Consider the following 15,885-nt stretch of genomic DNA (forward strand, 5'->3'; position numbering starts at 1 on the left):
CGCCGCTACACCCGCGCCGCCTACACCCTGCACGAGCACGCCCGCCGCCACGCCACCGCCTCGACCGGCTTCGCCGAGCCGCAGCGCCGGCCCGGCCGAGTCACCTTCGTGCACGCCATGGCCCGGCTCACCCCGGACCAGCGCCGCGCCATCCAGCTGCGCTACCTCGACGGCTACCCCCGCGACGCCGCCGCCCGGCTGATGGGGCGCAGCGTCGAAGCGGTCCGCTGCCTGGAACGGCGCGCGATCCGGCGCATGCACACCATCCTGGTCGCCGCTTCCGGCAGCACCGCCACGGCGGTGACCGCATGACCACGCCGATTCCCAACATCCCGTTGCGGCTGGCCGGACGGCCAACGCTGGGCGGTCTGGTCGTTCCGTGGACCACCGGCCGCACCCCGGACGGCCGCTACCGCTTCGGGGCAGTCGACCTCGACCGGCACAACCAGGCCATGACCGACCGGCTCTGCCAGACCTGCGGCACGCCTCTGGAGGACCGGATCGTCTTCGCGCTACGCGACAGTGACCTGCGGGCGCTGACCAGCCACGAGCCCGGAATGCACCCGGTCTGTTCTGCCTACGCCGCAACGGCCTGTCCCATGATCGCCGGGCGGATGCAGCACTACCGCGCCGCGTCCCTCGCCGGGCAGCTGGCCGACCTCGGCATCGCCTTCCAGGGCGATCCGACCGGCGCGCGGGCGGGCGCCACCGCCGAGGCATGGCAGCTCGTCTGGGTCAGCGGCTACCACCTCTACACCCACCCGCACACCAAGATGCTCGCCGCGATGCTGCTGCCCGAGCAGATCCTGCGCGTACGGCCCGTGGGCACCACCGGCGCCGGGGCGGAAGGCGGAAAGCCATGAACCGCCACGAGCTACCGCCGCGGCTGGCCGCCCGGCCCTTCGACACCCGCCGCGGACTGCCCATCCCGTACGTCAGCGAGCACAACGACGGCAGCATCGACTTCTCCCTGATCAACGGCACGCGGGTGCTCGACTGCGTACGCCGGAGCCTGTGCTCGGCCTGCGGCCAGCCACACGAGCCGCAGATCGCGTTCGTCGGCGGCCCCGGCGGCTTCCGCCAGCGCCGCTACACCGACGCGCTGACGCACCTCGAATGCGCCCAATGGTCCCTACGGCTGTGCCCGTACCTGGCCCTCGAACGGCATCAACGGCGTGGCCACACCGAGCAGACCGCCGCACCCGGATTCACGCAGATGGAAAAGGCCGATCCGGTCATCCTCGCCGTCACCACCGGCTGCCGCGTCGAGCTGCTGCACGAACCCGGCTACGCCCCCACGGTGCAGTTCCGGCCCGCGCCGTGGATCTGGGCCACCCGATACGAGTACAGCCATGGCCGCCTCACCGAGGTCGGCCCGCAACCCCTGTCCTAGCAACAGAAACGGAGACCATCCCGATGACCCTGTATCAGATCACGATCTATCACAACGACGAGTCGCGGTTCATGCCCTACGAGGACGGACACCAGCTGACCGCCACCGTCTCGCACTGGTGCGATCTCGACGACGCCGCGCCCCTGATGCTCGCCAGCTGGGCATGGCATATCTTCAACGCCGACCTCGACATGCTGGAGAACAACCGCACCATGCCCGAAGGCGAAGCCGACTTCCTGTTGGCGTGCGTCTACCGGCTGCTGGGCTTACGCTCCCTGTCTGTCGGCGACGTGATCGAGATCAGCACCGACCAGGACGACTGGTGGCTGGCGTGCGACCCCGACGGCTGGAGGCACATCACGTCACCGGCCAACGTCCACGGGCAGCCGCTGACCGCCGAGAAGGTCTACCAGCACCTCCACGACCAGCGCAGGCCACGATGACCGGCCAGCAACCGCAGCCCGAAGATACCCAGCTGCACCGGCTGTGCGTGTTCGACCTGTCCCTGGACTGTGGCCATATCGCCACCGTCGCTATCGACGGCTGGTACCCGGTCTCAGTCGCCTGCTGCGAACGGCTCGGCGGCACCATCCAGGGCGGCGTGTACGTGCCGTACGCCTCGCACGTCGAGTACGTCAACCTGCTGTCGGAAAACTACGAGCACCGCCCGGCAGGCACACCGCGTGACGCCACGCGGCTGCTCGGCCGCCGTGACCGCACCGACGCTCCACGGCAGCCGGCCTACGGGTGGGACAAAGGCACCGCCGGGCGATTCCCCGCCCGTGTGGGTGCGACCTGGAGCATCGACGGCTCCATAGCCCAAGTCGTCCCCGACTGAGCGGAGTCCCCCACTCGCTACCACAACCTGCGCCACCGATAGGCGCCGGAAACACAAAAGCGGCCCGCCATAAGGCGGGCCTCGTCGTATTCAGGACCCGGGACGCCACGCCTAGACAACGAATGCGTCCCGGGTTCTCCAATTCGCATTGGAGGGTCCAGTGTCCCAACACCTGATCATGATCGCTAGCCCAGCGCTGGCGTTCCTCCTGGGCTGGCTCACCGCCCGGCCTCTCATCCGCCGCCTGCGCGCCGAGCTGGCCGACGCCGCCTGGTTGCTCAGCCACGACCCGCTGACCGGCATGCTCAACCGGGTCGGCTTCCACGCCGCCCTGGCCAGCTCCCCGCAGCCCGTCGTCGTCATGCTCATCGACCTCGACAACTTCAAACCCGTCAACGACACCCACGGCCACGACACCGGCGACGACCTCCTGGTCGAGACCGGCGACCGGATCACCGACACCGCCACCATGCTCGGCGGGACCGCCGCCCGCCTCTCCGGCGACGAGTTCGCGGTCCTGCTGCCCGTCCGCGACCAGAACCACAGCCGGACCGCCGACCTGTTCCTGACCACCATCGCCCAGCCGGTCCAGCTGACCACCGGCCACACCCCCTTCACGGTGACCGTCACCGCGAGCATCGGCGTGACCATCGCCGAAACAGCCGATCCGCTGCACGACGTTGCCTTGCGCCGGGCCGACATCGCCATGTACCACGCCAAACACGCAGGAGGAAACCGGTACACCGTCTATGAGCCCGGCATGACCATGCCCGCCAACCAGCAGCGTCGCGGGCCGCGCCTTCGCGACCTGCGCCAGCAGGGCCGGGGCGTGACAGCATGACCGGCCCGCGCATCGAGATGGCCTGCGCCACCTGCCTGGCCCCGCTCAACGTCCTCGACGGCGACTACATCCACCCGCTGAGCCTGGGCGACGTCGGTCACGCGCCGAAACCCGTTCCCGTCACCCAGCTCGACACCGTGCACCGCACCTGTGACTTCTGCGGCGACGACCATCCGATGTGGACGCTACGCGGTGGCGGCGTGAAGGTGCTCGCGACGGGCAGCGAAACGAACCTGTTGCAGGACATGGGAGAGACCTGGGCTGCGTGCGTTGCGTGCATGGCAGACCTCGACGCCGGAAAGGCACACCGCGTGGTCGACCGCGCGGTGCGGCGCATGCGCGTGCACGACATCCCGTTCGCGCACGCCGAAACCACCAAACTCCACCAAGCGTTCCTCGGCCAGCGCCAGCCCGGCCGTACCCTGATCACCACCACCGCATGGCCGGACATCAAGCTCAGCCCACGCGACCTGCCGAAGATCCGCGACCGGCTCACCCAGTTCTACCGCGGCCCCGACGAGCTACCCGCCACCCTGCACATCACCCAACGGCACCAGCTCGCCGACAGCCTGGACCGAGCCCGGCTCTACTGGATCGACAACAGCTTCACCGAGCTGGCCGAACACGCCGCCTCGCAGATGCCGGCGGTCACCGCCAGCAAAGACCTCGCACCAGGCGACGACGGGCTGCTCGTCTGGTCCCGGTCAGCCACCGCCCGTCAGATCACGGCCGTGTCCTGGACAACCAGAGCGGACGCGATCCACGCCGTCGTCTACCGCGCCATCGGCACCGGCCTCGACGACACAGCGATGCAGCACCTGCGCGACGAGGTTGGCTGGCTCGCACCCATGCGCGCCTTCGATCTCCGTCACGAGCAACTCGTCGACGACGCGCACCATCCCGGCTGCGCGATCCTGCTGGCCACCTGGCTGCTGATCGCTCAGAAAGCCGCCGAGACCGTACCCGCCGAAGCCGACAAGGCCGTCCGCAAGCGGTACGCCCGCACCAAGCGGCCACTGCCCGACGTACGCATCGTGCGCATCCGCGCCCACACCCACCGGGACGACATCGGCACCGCCGCCACGACGACCGGCACGGGGCGTACCTACACCAGCCGCGTGTGGGTCACCGGCCACTGGCGCAACCAGGCATACGGCAAAGGCCGAGCGCTACGCCGCCTGGTATACATCCACCCGTTCCTACGCGGACCCGAAGACGCCCCGATCAAGCTGAGCACCACCGTACGCATCCTCGACGGGCGCAACAGCGCTAAGCCGGACGGGAATGCCAGCAAGTAGCAACGATGATGCGGTGGCGGGGCATGATCCCGCCACCGCAGTCAGCGCCTTGTCACTTCAGATGGCAGACGAAATACGAAACAACCGATCGCTCGGCGTGCAGCCGCCCTCAGATCCCCCGCGGTGTGTACGAGCCATCACACGGAGCTAAAGAACGCAGAGCTGCCTGGGGCACCCGGGTGATAATGCGTGCTACCAGTTCGGGGAGCTACCCCAGGTTCTGACGAAGCATCGGCATTTCGTCGGAGAGGCCCCTACGGGCGGGTCAGCCGGGTACGCAGGTAGTCGGCGACCGGCTCGTACAGCCCGCTGGGGATCTTCGCAGTTACGTCGCGGTCGTCGCACCAGGCCAGTTCGGCGAGTTCGTCTGCGTCCACCAGACTTGCGCTGTCGGTGGCAGCTTCGCAGCCGACGTAGAACATGTGTCGGCCGGTGGCCGGGTGCTGGCGTTCGCCGATCAGGACTATCGGCGTGATGGGCAGGCCGACTTCTTCGGCCGTCTCGCGGACGGCGGTGTCGAAGGGTGTCTCGCCTGGTTCGCGTTCGCCTGCGGGGAACTGCCAGGACAGGCTGCCTTCGCGTTGGCGGCGGCGAACGAGGAGGGTGCGTCCTGCGTGCACGATGATCGCCGCGACGATGGCGGGTCGATCCAGACTCATGCCGCCTCCGCCAGTGCCTGCATCACCGGCGGGAAGATCGCTTCGGCCGGTATGAACTTGGTCAGCTTAGCCTCGTCGACCCAGGTGACGGTCAGGTTCTCCACGGGGTCGCGGTTGTCAGGTGTTCCGGTCAGGTACTCGCAGAGAAAGTACTCGCACATGACCTGGGTGACTGGGTGGAGCCGCCGTCCGAGGTGGGCGACAATGCGGCAGTGGACTCCGGTTTCGGCTAGGGTCTCGGCGACGGCCACGGCCGCGGGGTCGGCTCCGGGCTTGACGACGCCGGCGGGGAACTGCCACGAGCCTCCGGCTTCGTCGCGGCGGCAGACGAGCAGCACTTGTGCACTGTCGCGGACGACGGCGATGGCGACGGTGAGAACTTGCACCGTGCCTGCCCCGGTCTGCGCAGAGACCGGGGTGGAGAGTACGGATCGAGCGGCTGGGTCGAGGTAGGTGTGGTCCTCGCCGCCGAGCAGGTCACCGGCGCTGCACTGGTAGATCAGCGCCAGCCGGTTGAGAGTGTCGAGGGAGGGGGCGCGACCTCCGGGTTCGGGCCAGATTTCCCAGTAGGAGATGTGCTTGGCGGTCTTGGGAACGGGGTCGGGCCATAGGTCGTTCCAGCGGTTGGCGACTTCGGCTTGGGTGAGCCCGTGGGCGAGCCGCATCGTGACACGGGGGTTGAGGCCGTGGCGGATGGCCCAGTCTTTGGCGATGGCGGCGAACGTCCAGCCGGACTCGCGTAGGCGCATGGCGTCTTCGCGTAGCGCCCGCGCTGTCCTGGCCATGGTGATCAATCCCCCGGACGGTAGTACGTCCGTTACACACTACGGGTTTGATCTATATCGCGGAACCCGGTTAACCGCCGTGGTGGGCGGGGGTCGCCAGTAGCGTCACGGCGTCGAATGCGGCGGCGTGAACGGCCGAAGGCGTTGCGGCAGCGTCGATTCCGATCAGCGGGATGCCGAGTGCGGTCACCATTCGCAGCACGCCGCGAGCGTAGTGGCGATGGCGTACGGTGCGCTCGCGCAGCACTCCATCTTCGTCGTCGGGCCGAACCGATAACGGGCTGCCGCATCGCCCGCACATCCTCGGGTCAATGGTGCTGGGCTGGGCGGGCTCGTGAGGGTCGGCGGTGCTATCTGCCTCGCACGTCTGGCAGACGCGGCGCCTGGTACCTCGGGCGATGAGGACTTCGTTGGCGCTGTCAAGGTGCAGCACGACGAACCGGCCGCCTCGTTGCCGCACGGCCATGTGGATGTCAGCGACCTGGAAGGTGTCACCGGGCAGGTTCTCCAGCAGGACGGCGCGGCACGGGGCCGGGATGCGGGCGACGGCGGCGCGTACGGCCAGGCCGAGCGCCCCGTCGGAGACCCAGCCGAGTTCGTTGATAGGAACGAACAGCTCATGTAATTGCGGCTCGTCCGCGACGACGGCACGGATCGCGTCGCGCGGCCGGATGATCGGCGCGTCGAGTGCCCTGGACAGGCTTGTGGCCAGGGTGCTCTTGCCGCTGGCGGGCGGGCCGATGATGCCGATGAACGTGGTGGCGTTCGCGGCCGGGCCGAGGTCGGTGAGGGTCATGGTTACCTCGCGGCAGTCAGGGTGTCGGGCCGGGCGCGCATGAGCGTGTAGCGCAGGTCGATCAGCCTCGGCGCGATGGTGACGTCGAGCCGCTCGGCCGGGACAAGGGTTCCGGCGCCGGTCAGCTCGGCGCGGTGCACGGTGGTGCGCAAGGCCGGGTAGGCGGGGTTCACGCCGATCTCGCCTTTGGGCATGGTGGCGTTGAACGGCAACACGATGTCCATGTGGTTCCAGTAGTTCCACGCTTGCAGGGCCTTGTACTGATCAAAGTAGAAGTAGAAGTCGGGGTAGCGGCCGAAGGTGCGTAGCTCGCGGTGAATCAGGTGGCCGAGCAGTGGCGCGACGAACGGGCGTAGCTCGTCGAACTCCCAGCGCAGCCGTGTCCAGTCGGCGGTGTACATGGCCGGGTGCAGCAGCCGGGCGCACACGAGCAGCGCCAGCCGGTCGGCCAGGTATTCGGCGAGGTGGCCCATGTCGATGGTGGGGTCAATGGTGGCGAGCTTGGCGGCGAGTCCTGTGGTGGTGGGCTGGAAGCGGGCCAGGTCGAACTTGCCTGCCATGCCGGGGAAGGTGTCGAACAGCAGCTGCTTATATAGCCAGTTGTCGAATTCTCCGTGGGCCTTTGCGTGGCCGGCGCGGTCGCCGGTCGAGTGCAGCATCAGGTATTCGCTGAGTGCCTCGAAGTACAGGTATCCCAGGATCGGCAGGTGATCGACGGTGTCTGACAGCCAGTCGAGGAACATCCTTGGATCGGTGGCGACCTCCTGCACGCACCGGGTCACGCACGCTCCGAGGAAGGGCATGGCGTTGCGCACGCGTCCGATGATGGTGTCGCGCAGGCGGTGGCGCTCGTCGCGGGCCAGCAGGTACTCCAGGTGCTGGTAGATGTGCAGGTGGATCTCGCCGAGGCGCAGGTAGTCCACGCCGACGACGCCTCGGTAGGCGCTGCGGGGCAGCTCGACCTCGATGATCAGCGGTGTCGGCCGGTTGAGCGCGTGACCGTTCTCCTCGGCCAGCACCGCCTCCCTGGTGAGTACATACGAGCCGAGGTTGTGCATCCGGTAGGCGTCGCCGTCGCGGGTCAGCGGCGTGCAGTACACACTGCCGACCAGACAGCCGCCGCTGGGATAGAGCACGCCACGGTCGATGATCTGGTCAAGGGCGTGGGTGACGTGCAGCAGCGGCACCTTCTGTCCGCTGCGCAGCAGGTCGAACAGCGAGTTGCCAGTCAATAGCGACCCATTCGGCGTGTCGTGGAACATCCGGTGGTCCCACGCGGCGAGCTTAGCCGCCATGAAGTCCCCGTCGCCAACGCGGCGAGGACCCGGCTGGTAGAACACGTGGGAGTCGGCCCACAGCCGGTACGAGTCGGGGAAGTCCATCACAGGGTCTCCTTGGCCAGCACGGTCATCACGGCGCGCTCACTGCTCATGCCTTCGAGGTGGCGCCGCTCGGTGGTGAGCATCAGGTCGAAGGCGTAGCGGTGCAGCCACGGCGGAGGGATGAGCCGTAGGAAGTCGTGGTTGGGCCACCACTTGAGCTTGGGTAGCCGGTAACGGTCCAGGGCGTCGGCGGTCTTGACGATGTCGCACACCATCGGGGCGACCTCGTAGCGTTCCCGCTGCCAGTCGGTGAAGGTCGGATAATCCACGTCGTGCAGCTCCATGGCGGCGGCGATCACTACGGCGCGGGTGTCGCGGGCAGGAGGCAGCAGGTGCGCCATGACGTTGGTGTGCCGCTCGGCGAACCAGCGAGCCGCCCGCGCGCCGTGGCCGGGATCATCCTGGTCATGCAAGCGGCGACAGTCGTGCAGCGCCCCGGCGATCACCGCCTCCAGCGTCTCGCGCACCGGCAGGTCCATGAGCCGGGCGATGTGCGCGGCAAGGATGGCGACCCGCGCTCCGTGGCGCAGCCCGTGGATGGAATCGGCGACCCGTGGTAGCGCGTACCAGCCTCGCGGAATCAGCGCGTAGCGAGCGGCAGTCATCGGTGGGTGGCCGATCGGAGCATCGGGCCAGCCAGCGGGCCGGTTATCGGCGATCCAGCGCAACGTGGCAGGGTCCATGCGCTGGTGGCGAGGCAGGCGGCGCTGCTCTGCCAAGGCCACCAACGGTGCCTCGACGTTCCCGAAAAAGGGCGCGTTGTAGTCAGCCATGCCTATCCTCCCCGGTTGGCACGGTCGTGAACTGCGGTTATAGGAAGAAGTCGCCTAGAGGTAGTGCGGCGTCGTTCTAGTGAGCGGACGCGGCGGCCTGGCGGGCTTCGAACTGGCGGGTGAACTCGGCCAGTTCCTCTTCGGTCATCAGCCGCACGCCTAGCTCGGCAGCGACCGAGGCAATCATGGCCTGGCCTTGAGAGACTTCCTCGGGGCCGGCGTCGTCAGGTAGGACGACCTCGAACTCGGCGTGGTGGCCCCACGCCTGGCTCCACTTCATCGCGATCTCCACGCCCCGGTAGCGCCAGTTATGCCGCTCGTTGTGGGCGTCGTGCATGTGCGGGGTGTAGCCGAGCGCGTCGAACAGCCGGACGGCGGTCGGTACGTCGGCGGCGGCGATCGGTAGCTCGGTCTCCGGGAACGCCGCGCCGGAGCCGATCCGGCTGGTCTTCACGACGATCTTGCCGGTGTCGTGCGAGATGTTGTGAACGACTTTCAGCAGCTTGTCGGGCAGCACGTAGAACCAGATGTGCTTGTCGTCCTGCCCGAGGTCGTCGCCACGCTGGCCGAGCAGCTTGGCCAGCGTGGCGAACTCGGCTTCGGTCAACTGCGCGCGGTACTCGATTTCCAGGGTCATCGTCGGGTCCTTCCCGGCGCAGGCGGCCGAAGCGGGTTAGGGGATGTACTCGTTGAGCAGACCTTCGAGCCGGGAGCGGATCACGCCGTCGTGGAACAGCTCAGGCAGCGGCACCCCACCGACTTCCTGGCGCGTGGAGGCGACATCATCGAGGGTGCTCGACGGCAGCCGCTCGGCGGCGGCCAATGCTTCACGGGCGTACTCCTGCGCCTTCTCGAACTGGCCGTCCTCGCGGGTGCGGATGGCCAGCGCATAGGCGGTCTCGGCGAGCACCCGGTCATGCCCGGATGCTTTGGCCTGCTCGTATTCGTCCAGCAGGAGCTGGATCGGGGGCATCGTCGTCATCGGCGTGTCCTGTCGATCTTCTAGAACGTGAAGGTTTCTGCGAGGGTGTGGTAGTCGAACTGCTCGTCGGCTCCGAACCAGAGCTCTACCTCGTACTTTGCCTCGTCGACGTTGCCGGAGGCATGGACCAGGTTGGCTACACCCTTGTCCTGGCTCATCGCGTACGCCTTCGAGTGGTGGGCGAAGTCGCCGCGGATGGTGCCGGGCGGCGCCTCGTTGGGGTAGGTGCCACCGACCAGGCGGCGTACGTTGGCCACGGCCTCGACGCCTTCGAGGACCATCGCGATCACGGGGCCACGCTGGATCGCTCGGGCGTTGGCCTCGTAAATCGCCGTGCCGAACCGCTCTTCGAGGTCGAAGTAGTGCTTGCGGGTCATCTCGTCGTCGAGCTGGGCCATCTTGACTCCGACGATCTTCAGCCCGGCATCCTCGAACCGCTGAACCAGCCGGCCGACGAGCCCTCGGGCCACCGCGTCGGGCTTGAGCACGACGAGGGTCCGTTCCAGAGTGGTCACGACACTGCCTTTCCTTGTTACTTGTACGCCACGGTGTACACCGAGCCCCACGCGCGATCGGGGTTGGCGATCGTCGGATCGTGGGGCCAAGGCTCGACCTTACGGAACCCCGCTTCGGCACACAAAGACACCAACTTGTCCAGGTCATACGCCCACAGGTGCGGCGTGTACCGGTCGCTGTCGTCCTGATCGCGGAACAGGTAGTTCACGAGATCAAGATACGTGTTGAAGTGTGCCTGATCGTCCCTGTTTGCGTACCAGTCTCGCATCATGCGCTCGCGGATGCCGGGATCGCTGTCCACGTACGCGTCGATGACCATCCCGGCGTCGGGGACGCCGAGGACGAGCTGTCCGTTCTGCTTCAAGATCCGGTAGCACTCGGCGACAACCTTCTTGACCGAGGTCGGGTAGTCGATGTGCTCCAGGAAGTGCTCGGCGAAGATGAACTCGGTTTCGCCGTCCACGATCGGCAGGCCCTCGCGCACGTCGTAGATCACGTCCGCAGGCGGCATGATGTCGATATTGACGAAGCCGGGCAGCAGCCGCGCTCCGCCGCCGATCTGCACGCGACGCGCCGCAATCGGGGTTGTGACGTCCTCGCGGCCCGCCTGGTGGGCGCGGAACAGCTCGATCTCTCGCCTGAGCGCGCGCAGTGCCCGTCCCATGCCGTGCGTGGTTGCCGACTGGCGGAGCATCGTCTCGATCTGGCCAGACAGGGCTTCCAGCCCTTCCCAGCCGACCTCGGCGAGGACGCCTCGGGTGTCCATGCCTGCCTCCTTGATCAGGTTGTGCACCGAGGCGGGCGGAGACTCATGTCGCGCCCGCCCCGGGCCGTCTATGGATCAGTTCGTTGCTGCATTCACTGTGCTGGATGGCGTGAGCGGGAACGACCCCGGCGGCCGTTCCGGTTCACCCGGCCGCAACTCCCCGTCATGCGGGGAATTCGCGACCACCACCCCTGACGCGGACACTGGCGAGGCTTGCGTGACGATCAGCGGGGCAAGCCACAACGTGCGGGCACGGCGCTCGGTCATTGTCGGCACTCGCGTGCCGTTGGCCGATGCCGAAGGGGTCGCGGACTGTGCCTCGCCTCGGATGACGAAGAAGCCCAGATCGGCGTCACTGCGCGCGCCGAGGACGGCGCGGAAGGCTTCACGGTACGGCTGTTGCGGCCATCGATGTTCGCCACGCTCAAGTTTGCCGATGTAGGAGGAGTCCAGGGCCGGTCGACGGGGGCCGTGTCGGGCAAGGTGTTCATTGAGGAGGTCGGCGAGGTCCTGGCGCGACATCGGCCGCCCCGACCCGGAGGGCGATAGGCGGCGAAGCCGCGCTCGGCGTAGTAGCTCGTTGGGCGTCCGGCGCCGGGCTTCGCTCATGGCGTCCTCCGGGCGGCCGAGCGTGGATGCCGGTTCACGTCGGCCGTCATCAACACTTGGTCGATCTGTGTGACCAGGCCCGCCGTGTCCTGTGCCTGCGCCAGCGGGGCCAAGCCGGTGATTGCCGCGAGCAGGCGCAGCACGGCAACTGCCTCTTGTTGGCGCAGCCCGGTCGTTGCCTCCGCAGTCGGCTGGCTCCGTTCGGCGGCTACGAGCGGATACAACCTTGTCAGAATCCCGTCGGTATCGAGAACGTCGTCGCAGCGTCCGGCTAGGTCAAGCGTCGGGAACCGTTGCGCCATCTCGACCTTGCCCACCAGGGTCGCCGACAGAAACACGCGCTCCGCGAGTCGGTTCTGCGAGAGACCGGCGCGCTGACGGTGGTGGCGAAGTTCCGCGCCGAAGAAGTGCAGCGCGGACGCATACGGCGTCAACTCGCGTGGTGGGTGACCCATCGCTGACGACAACTCCTCACAATTGCGGCTGCGGCTCTGCTTCGCTGGCTCGTTGCTGGTCAGACGGATGTTCCAAACGCCTGGAACGGTGTGGCGGCGCTAGCGGCAAAGTCGCCGCTGGCCCCGATCAGTTCCAGAGGGCGGCGGCGGGGAAGCTGTCGGTCGTGCCCGAACAGCGCAGCGTGGGCGGTGTTGCGTTGACGGCAGGGTTCCAGGTCGCCGCATGCGAGGCACCGGCCGCCTACGTCGGATCGCAGATGCTCGGCGATTACTCGGTGTGCGGCGGCTGGACTCGTCAACGCGGCGGCCGGCACGACCGCTCGTATCACCGTCACCGCTCGTCCGTTCGACGCAGGGCGGCCGAATGCTTGGGAGACCTCATCAAGTCGGCAAACGCCAGCCAGTACGGACTCTCCTTCACGTTCTGGCCCATCGCCGTGGCCAGGCCATCGCGAGCGAGCAGGAGCCCGGAGCACCGCCGCCACGCAGGACACGTCGAGCAGCCTCCGGAGGCGTTCGGGCGGTGCGCCTCGAACTTCTCTCGTGCGAGCCGCCACAGCGCCGGCTTCGGGCAGCCGTATGGAGGCTCGACCGGTGGATCATCAAGATCCACCTTCGCCGCCATCCGGTCAGCCATGATTCACCCCTCCGTGTGCGCAGGACCTCACGGCGCTCCGCGTTCCCGCACGTCGCGTAGTCATTTAGTTACGCCGATGCAATTTAGGGAACCACGGACGACGGTCGATCGGTACGCTGTCAAGGCCGCCAAGGCGGTGAAAGCGGTGAAAGATCCATAGGCAGGTGGGTGGTTGTGGCACAGGCACGTCAGCCGAACACCAAGCTAGCTGCGGCAATCGCCGAGGCGCGTTGGTCGCATGCACAGGCGGCGGCTGCACTGTTGCGAGTTGCCGCCGAGGTCGGAGCCCGCGAGCTGGCCGCCGTAAGCCGTTCTCACGTTTCTCACTGGGTCGCCGGATCACACCCCTCTGGCTCCGCCCCTGCGCTGCTGGCAGAAGCGTTCTCCCGGCGTCTTGGACGCCTCGTCAGCCCTGAAGATCTTGGACTGAGCGCCGCGACGGACGCGCTTCCCGCGCTTGACTGGAACCTGGATACTCTGGCTGCGCTGGCCGATCTCGGGAGAGTCAACGTGGATGTAGGACGAAGGTCGCTGCTGGAGGCCGCTGCGTACTCGGTCGCCGCGCTGGCCGTGCCCGACTCCACCTGGTGGACTGACATGGCAGACCGCGCGAAGGCACGCACCTCGTCGGCGAACCGTTCGGTCGGAAGGGGCGACCTCGATGCTGTCCGCGAAATGGTCGTCTTCTTCTCCCGGCTCGATCAGCGACGCGGCGGAGGTCACGCCCGATCTGCCGTCGTGCAATACCTAACCACCGACGTCGCCCAATACCTGCACGGCAGTTTCACCGACGACGCGGTACGGCGCGACATGTTCTCCGCCGCAAGCGAACTGGCATATCTCGTCGGCTGGATGGCCTTCGACAACGCCGAACACGCCGCCGCTCTGCACTACTTCACCGCATCCGTCAAACTCGCCGCCGAGGCCAACGACCCCGCGATGGCCGCCCACACGCTGCGCGCGATGGCGCACCAAGCCATCGATCTCGGGCACATCCAGCACGGCCTGTCGCTCGCAACCGCATCCATCGAGGGCAACCGCTACCGGCTCGCCAGTCCACGCGAACGTGCCCTCCTCGGCGTCGTCCACGCACGCGGCCTCGCCGCGACCGGCGACGACCGAGCCGCCGCGACAGCACTCAACAAGGCCGAGACCGATCTGGCCAGCGCTGAGCCAGGCGACGACGAACCATCACGCGTGTTCTTCTTCGGCGAAGCCAGCCTCGCCCACGAGACCGGCTGCGCGCTTCGCGACAGCAACGACCTAACCGGGGCCGCCCGCGAACTGCGTCGCAGCGTCCGCACCCGCAAGGCAGCTACCTTCACCCGCACCCATGCCGTCACTCTTGGCTACCTCGGCGCGGTTCAAGCCCGGCAGGGCAACCTCGACGAGGCGTGTGCCACGTGGAACACCGCGCTCGACGCCATGGACGGCATCCGCTCCGCCCGAGCCCGTCAGACCGTCGCCGATATGCGCTCGGCCTTATCACCATTCCGCGGACGCGGCTTCGCTGCCGCAAACGCGCTCGATGCCCGCGCCGCTGCGTACCTGGCTGCCGCGTAAGCCCGCCACAGAACGGATCGAGGAAGCATGACCAACCGCACCATCGAAGTCGAACCGATCGCCTACGTCGTCGGCGGGCGCGTCGAACCCACCGACGACTACTGGGGCGGCACTCGAGCCATCATCCGCATCGACAGCAACCGCTTCACCTCCGCTGCAACTGCCGGGCTCGAAGACTTCTCGCACCTAGAAGTGATCTTCCACTTCCACCTGACCGACAAGACCGACCTCAACCTCGGCGCCCGCCGTCCCCGTGACAACCCTGACTGGCCCGAGGTCGGCATCTTCGGCCACCGCAACATGCGCCGCCTCAACTGGCTCGGTGTGTCCCGCTGCCGGCTGCTCAAGGTCGACGGTTTAGATCTGCACGTCGAGGACCTCGACGCCGTGGACGGCAGCCCCATCCTCGACATCAAGCCATGGTTCGCCGAGTTCGGCCCTCGCGGCGATGTCTACCAAGCCCGGTGGACATCCGAGATGCTGGTCGACTACTTCGCACCAGCGCGGGACGACACGGCGGCGCGGTAGGCAACATCACCGCCTCGTGAACGACCATAGAGTTATGCACGCCAACCCAGCGCGCCTCCGCGCCACCTCGTACGTCACCCGCAACTTGCGCGGGCGACACGAAGTTCTGGTGTTCGACTACGACGCCCAACCCGCACTCGGCACGCACCTGCCCGGAGGCGGTGTCGACCCAGGCGAACGCCCTGATACCGCGGCCATCCGCGAAGCCATCGAGGAAACCGGCGTCGCTGGTACCCTCGGAGTGGTCGGAACTGTTGGTGTACAACAAACCCGCTACTCCAATGGCGAACCTTGCATCAGCGTCTACTTCCACATCCAGACCGACGACCCTCGCGACCGCTGGACCCACACCATGCACGGCGACGCCGATGCATGGGACACCGGTCAGTCCGTAACCTGCCGCTTCGTGACACTGACCGAAGCCGCGCGGCTCCTCAAGGCGGCGGGCTACCAGCAAGACGAATACCTAGACCACCTGCGCATTCGAATTTGATCTAGGAATCCAAGCCCACAACGCGCCGTCACTGCTCGATCCGGACAAGGGGACGATCCGCAGGGAAGCGAAGCGTGGAGTTGCCCTCGCAGGCCATCAAATTCGACGCATGCTGCCCGTTACAAGGTAGCCGTGCCGCCAACTTGATCGCTCATCGCGTCCTGCTCGGCCAGGCGCTACTGCGTCGAAGCAGCCTGCCCATCCTCGGGTGCTGTCGCAATGGCGCGTTTCAGCTGCCCCGTGGCTGTCCACAGCTAGCCATCTTCAGCTGTGCACCATGCGGAGGCGGAGCCGTCCTCAACCTCGCACGGCTCCAGATCCGCGCCGACCAAGGCACCCCTGCCCTAAAGCTCCTGGAAGCCATGCACCAAGCGATCAGCCACCACACCGACCTCACCATCGGCGAACATGTCCTGCCCACCGCCAACCTCACCGGGGAACAGGCAGAACGCCGCAAGCTGCGCGAATGGGTCTGGCTCCAAGTTATTGGATGAAGGCATCCGCGCCCTCGCGCTCGCCCAGCCGGTGGGCCGAGGCAGCCGAACACCCACCCACCCACCCACCCACAACG

23 protein-coding genes are annotated in these 15,885 nt (G+C 67.3%); 11 read left to right on the forward strand and 12 right to left on the reverse strand.

The window, feature by feature from the left end:
- The 7 genes from DM816_RS31690 to DM816_RS31720 all read left to right on the forward strand — a co-directional run.
- The coding region (locus DM816_RS31690; RefSeq protein ID WP_162908043.1) for a sigma-70 family RNA polymerase sigma factor at positions 1-312 on the forward strand (312 nt) is incomplete at its 5' end.
- Complete coding sequence (locus tag DM816_RS31695) at positions 309-863, forward strand: hypothetical protein (RefSeq protein WP_117214052.1); 555 nt, start codon at positions 309-311, stop codon at positions 861-863. The genes DM816_RS31690 and DM816_RS31695, both read left to right, overlap by 4 nt.
- A complete protein-coding gene (locus tag DM816_RS31700) occupies positions 860-1,393 on the forward strand; it encodes a hypothetical protein (RefSeq protein WP_117214053.1) in 534 nt (177 codons plus the stop codon). The genes DM816_RS31695 and DM816_RS31700 overlap by 4 nt, the downstream gene beginning before the upstream one ends.
- A gap of 23 nt (positions 1,394-1,416) precedes the next feature.
- Positions 1,417-1,836 carry a hypothetical protein gene (locus DM816_RS31705; protein WP_117214054.1) on the forward strand — a complete coding sequence of 140 codons (420 nt, stop codon included), beginning with the start codon at positions 1,417-1,419 and terminating at the stop codon, positions 1,834-1,836.
- Positions 1,833-2,231 carry a hypothetical protein gene (locus tag DM816_RS31710; RefSeq protein ID WP_117214055.1) on the forward strand — a complete coding sequence of 133 codons (399 nt, stop codon included), beginning with the start codon at positions 1,833-1,835 and terminating at the stop codon, positions 2,229-2,231. The genes DM816_RS31705 and DM816_RS31710 overlap by 4 nt, the downstream gene beginning before the upstream one ends.
- A 178-nt stretch (positions 2,232-2,409) precedes the next feature.
- Entirely contained in the window at positions 2,410-3,072 is a 663-nt protein-coding gene (locus tag DM816_RS31715; RefSeq protein ID WP_162908044.1) for a GGDEF domain-containing protein, read from the forward strand.
- Positions 3,069-4,370: an AcrVA2 family anti-CRISPR protein gene (locus tag DM816_RS31720; protein WP_117214057.1), complete on the forward strand. Its 1,302-nt coding sequence runs from the start codon at positions 3,069-3,071 to the stop codon at positions 4,368-4,370. The genes DM816_RS31715 and DM816_RS31720 overlap by 4 nt, the downstream gene beginning before the upstream one ends.
- Before the next feature lie 254 nt (positions 4,371-4,624).
- Here DM816_RS31720 and DM816_RS31725 read toward each other — a convergent pair whose 3' ends face one another.
- From DM816_RS31725 to DM816_RS31785, 12 genes are all read right to left on the reverse strand, one after another.
- Positions 4,625-5,029, reverse strand: a complete 405-nt coding sequence (locus tag DM816_RS31725) for an NUDIX hydrolase (RefSeq protein WP_117214058.1) — start codon at positions 5,027-5,029, stop codon at positions 4,625-4,627.
- Positions 5,026-5,814, reverse strand: coding sequence for an NUDIX domain-containing protein (locus DM816_RS31730; protein ID WP_246002471.1), 789 nt, complete (start codon positions 5,812-5,814; stop codon positions 5,026-5,028). Before DM816_RS31730 ends, DM816_RS31725 begins: the two co-directional genes overlap by 4 nt.
- A gap of 70 nt (positions 5,815-5,884) precedes the next feature.
- Positions 5,885-6,610, reverse strand: coding sequence for an adenylate kinase family protein (locus DM816_RS31735; protein ID WP_117214059.1), 726 nt, complete (start codon positions 6,608-6,610; stop codon positions 5,885-5,887).
- Positions 6,611-6,612: 2 nt separating this feature from the next.
- Positions 6,613-7,992: a hypothetical protein gene (locus DM816_RS31740; protein ID WP_117214060.1), complete on the reverse strand. Its 1,380-nt coding sequence runs from the start codon at positions 7,990-7,992 to the stop codon at positions 6,613-6,615.
- Positions 7,992-8,765, reverse strand: coding sequence for an HD domain-containing protein (locus DM816_RS31745; protein ID WP_117214061.1), 774 nt, complete (start codon positions 8,763-8,765; stop codon positions 7,992-7,994). Before DM816_RS31745 ends, DM816_RS31740 begins: the two co-directional genes overlap by 1 nt.
- A 76-nt stretch (positions 8,766-8,841) precedes the next feature.
- A complete protein-coding gene (locus DM816_RS31750) occupies positions 8,842-9,402 on the reverse strand; it encodes a CYTH domain-containing protein (protein WP_117214062.1) in 561 nt (186 codons plus the stop codon).
- A gap of 36 nt (positions 9,403-9,438) precedes the next feature.
- The gene (locus tag DM816_RS31755) at positions 9,439-9,747 is read right to left on the reverse strand and encodes a hypothetical protein (RefSeq protein ID WP_117214064.1); all 309 of its coding nucleotides are present in this window, start codon (positions 9,745-9,747) and stop codon (positions 9,439-9,441) included.
- Positions 9,748-9,767: 20 nt separating this feature from the next.
- Positions 9,768-10,262 carry a nucleoside-diphosphate kinase gene (locus DM816_RS31760; protein ID WP_117214066.1) on the reverse strand — a complete coding sequence of 165 codons (495 nt, stop codon included), beginning with the start codon at positions 10,260-10,262 and terminating at the stop codon, positions 9,768-9,770.
- A gap of 17 nt (positions 10,263-10,279) precedes the next feature.
- Positions 10,280-11,029: a class I SAM-dependent methyltransferase gene (locus DM816_RS31765; protein ID WP_117214080.1), complete on the reverse strand. Its 750-nt coding sequence runs from the start codon at positions 11,027-11,029 to the stop codon at positions 10,280-10,282.
- A 75-nt stretch (positions 11,030-11,104) separates the two neighbouring features.
- A complete protein-coding gene (locus DM816_RS45985; RefSeq protein ID WP_117214068.1) occupies positions 11,105-11,551 on the reverse strand; it encodes a hypothetical protein in 447 nt (148 codons plus the stop codon).
- An 83-nt stretch (positions 11,552-11,634) separates the two neighbouring features.
- Positions 11,635-12,093: a helix-turn-helix domain-containing protein gene (locus DM816_RS31775; RefSeq protein WP_117214070.1), complete on the reverse strand. Its 459-nt coding sequence runs from the start codon at positions 12,091-12,093 to the stop codon at positions 11,635-11,637.
- 331 nt (positions 12,094-12,424) lie between these two features.
- A complete protein-coding gene (locus DM816_RS31785) occupies positions 12,425-12,730 on the reverse strand; it encodes a hypothetical protein (RefSeq protein ID WP_162908045.1) in 306 nt (101 codons plus the stop codon).
- Between the two features lie 174 nt (positions 12,731-12,904).
- Here DM816_RS31785 and DM816_RS31790 point away from each other — a divergent pair, with 174 nt between their 5' ends.
- The 4 genes from DM816_RS31790 to DM816_RS44790 all read left to right on the forward strand — a co-directional run bounded on the left by DM816_RS31790 (position 12,905) and on the right by DM816_RS44790 (position 15,808).
- On the forward strand, positions 12,905-14,293 hold the full coding sequence (locus tag DM816_RS31790; RefSeq protein ID WP_211588946.1) for an NsdA family TPR-like regulatory protein: 1,389 nt from the start codon (positions 12,905-12,907) through the stop codon (positions 14,291-14,293).
- A 27-nt stretch (positions 14,294-14,320) separates the two neighbouring features.
- On the forward strand, positions 14,321-14,821 hold the full coding sequence (locus DM816_RS31795) for an SAM-dependent methyltransferase (protein WP_117214074.1): 501 nt from the start codon (positions 14,321-14,323) through the stop codon (positions 14,819-14,821).
- Between the two features lie 34 nt (positions 14,822-14,855).
- On the forward strand, positions 14,856-15,314 hold the full coding sequence (locus DM816_RS31800) for an NUDIX domain-containing protein (RefSeq protein WP_281274381.1): 459 nt from the start codon (positions 14,856-14,858) through the stop codon (positions 15,312-15,314).
- A gap of 74 nt (positions 15,315-15,388) precedes the next feature.
- The gene (locus tag DM816_RS44790) at positions 15,389-15,808 is read left to right on the forward strand and encodes a hypothetical protein (protein ID WP_246002470.1); all 420 of its coding nucleotides are present in this window, start codon (positions 15,389-15,391) and stop codon (positions 15,806-15,808) included.
- Positions 15,809-15,885: the final 77 nt, after the last annotated feature.

It is taken from the genome of Allorhizocola rhizosphaerae (assembly GCF_003426775.1).
Lineage (GTDB): Bacteria > Actinomycetota > Actinomycetes > Mycobacteriales > Micromonosporaceae > Allorhizocola > Allorhizocola rhizosphaerae.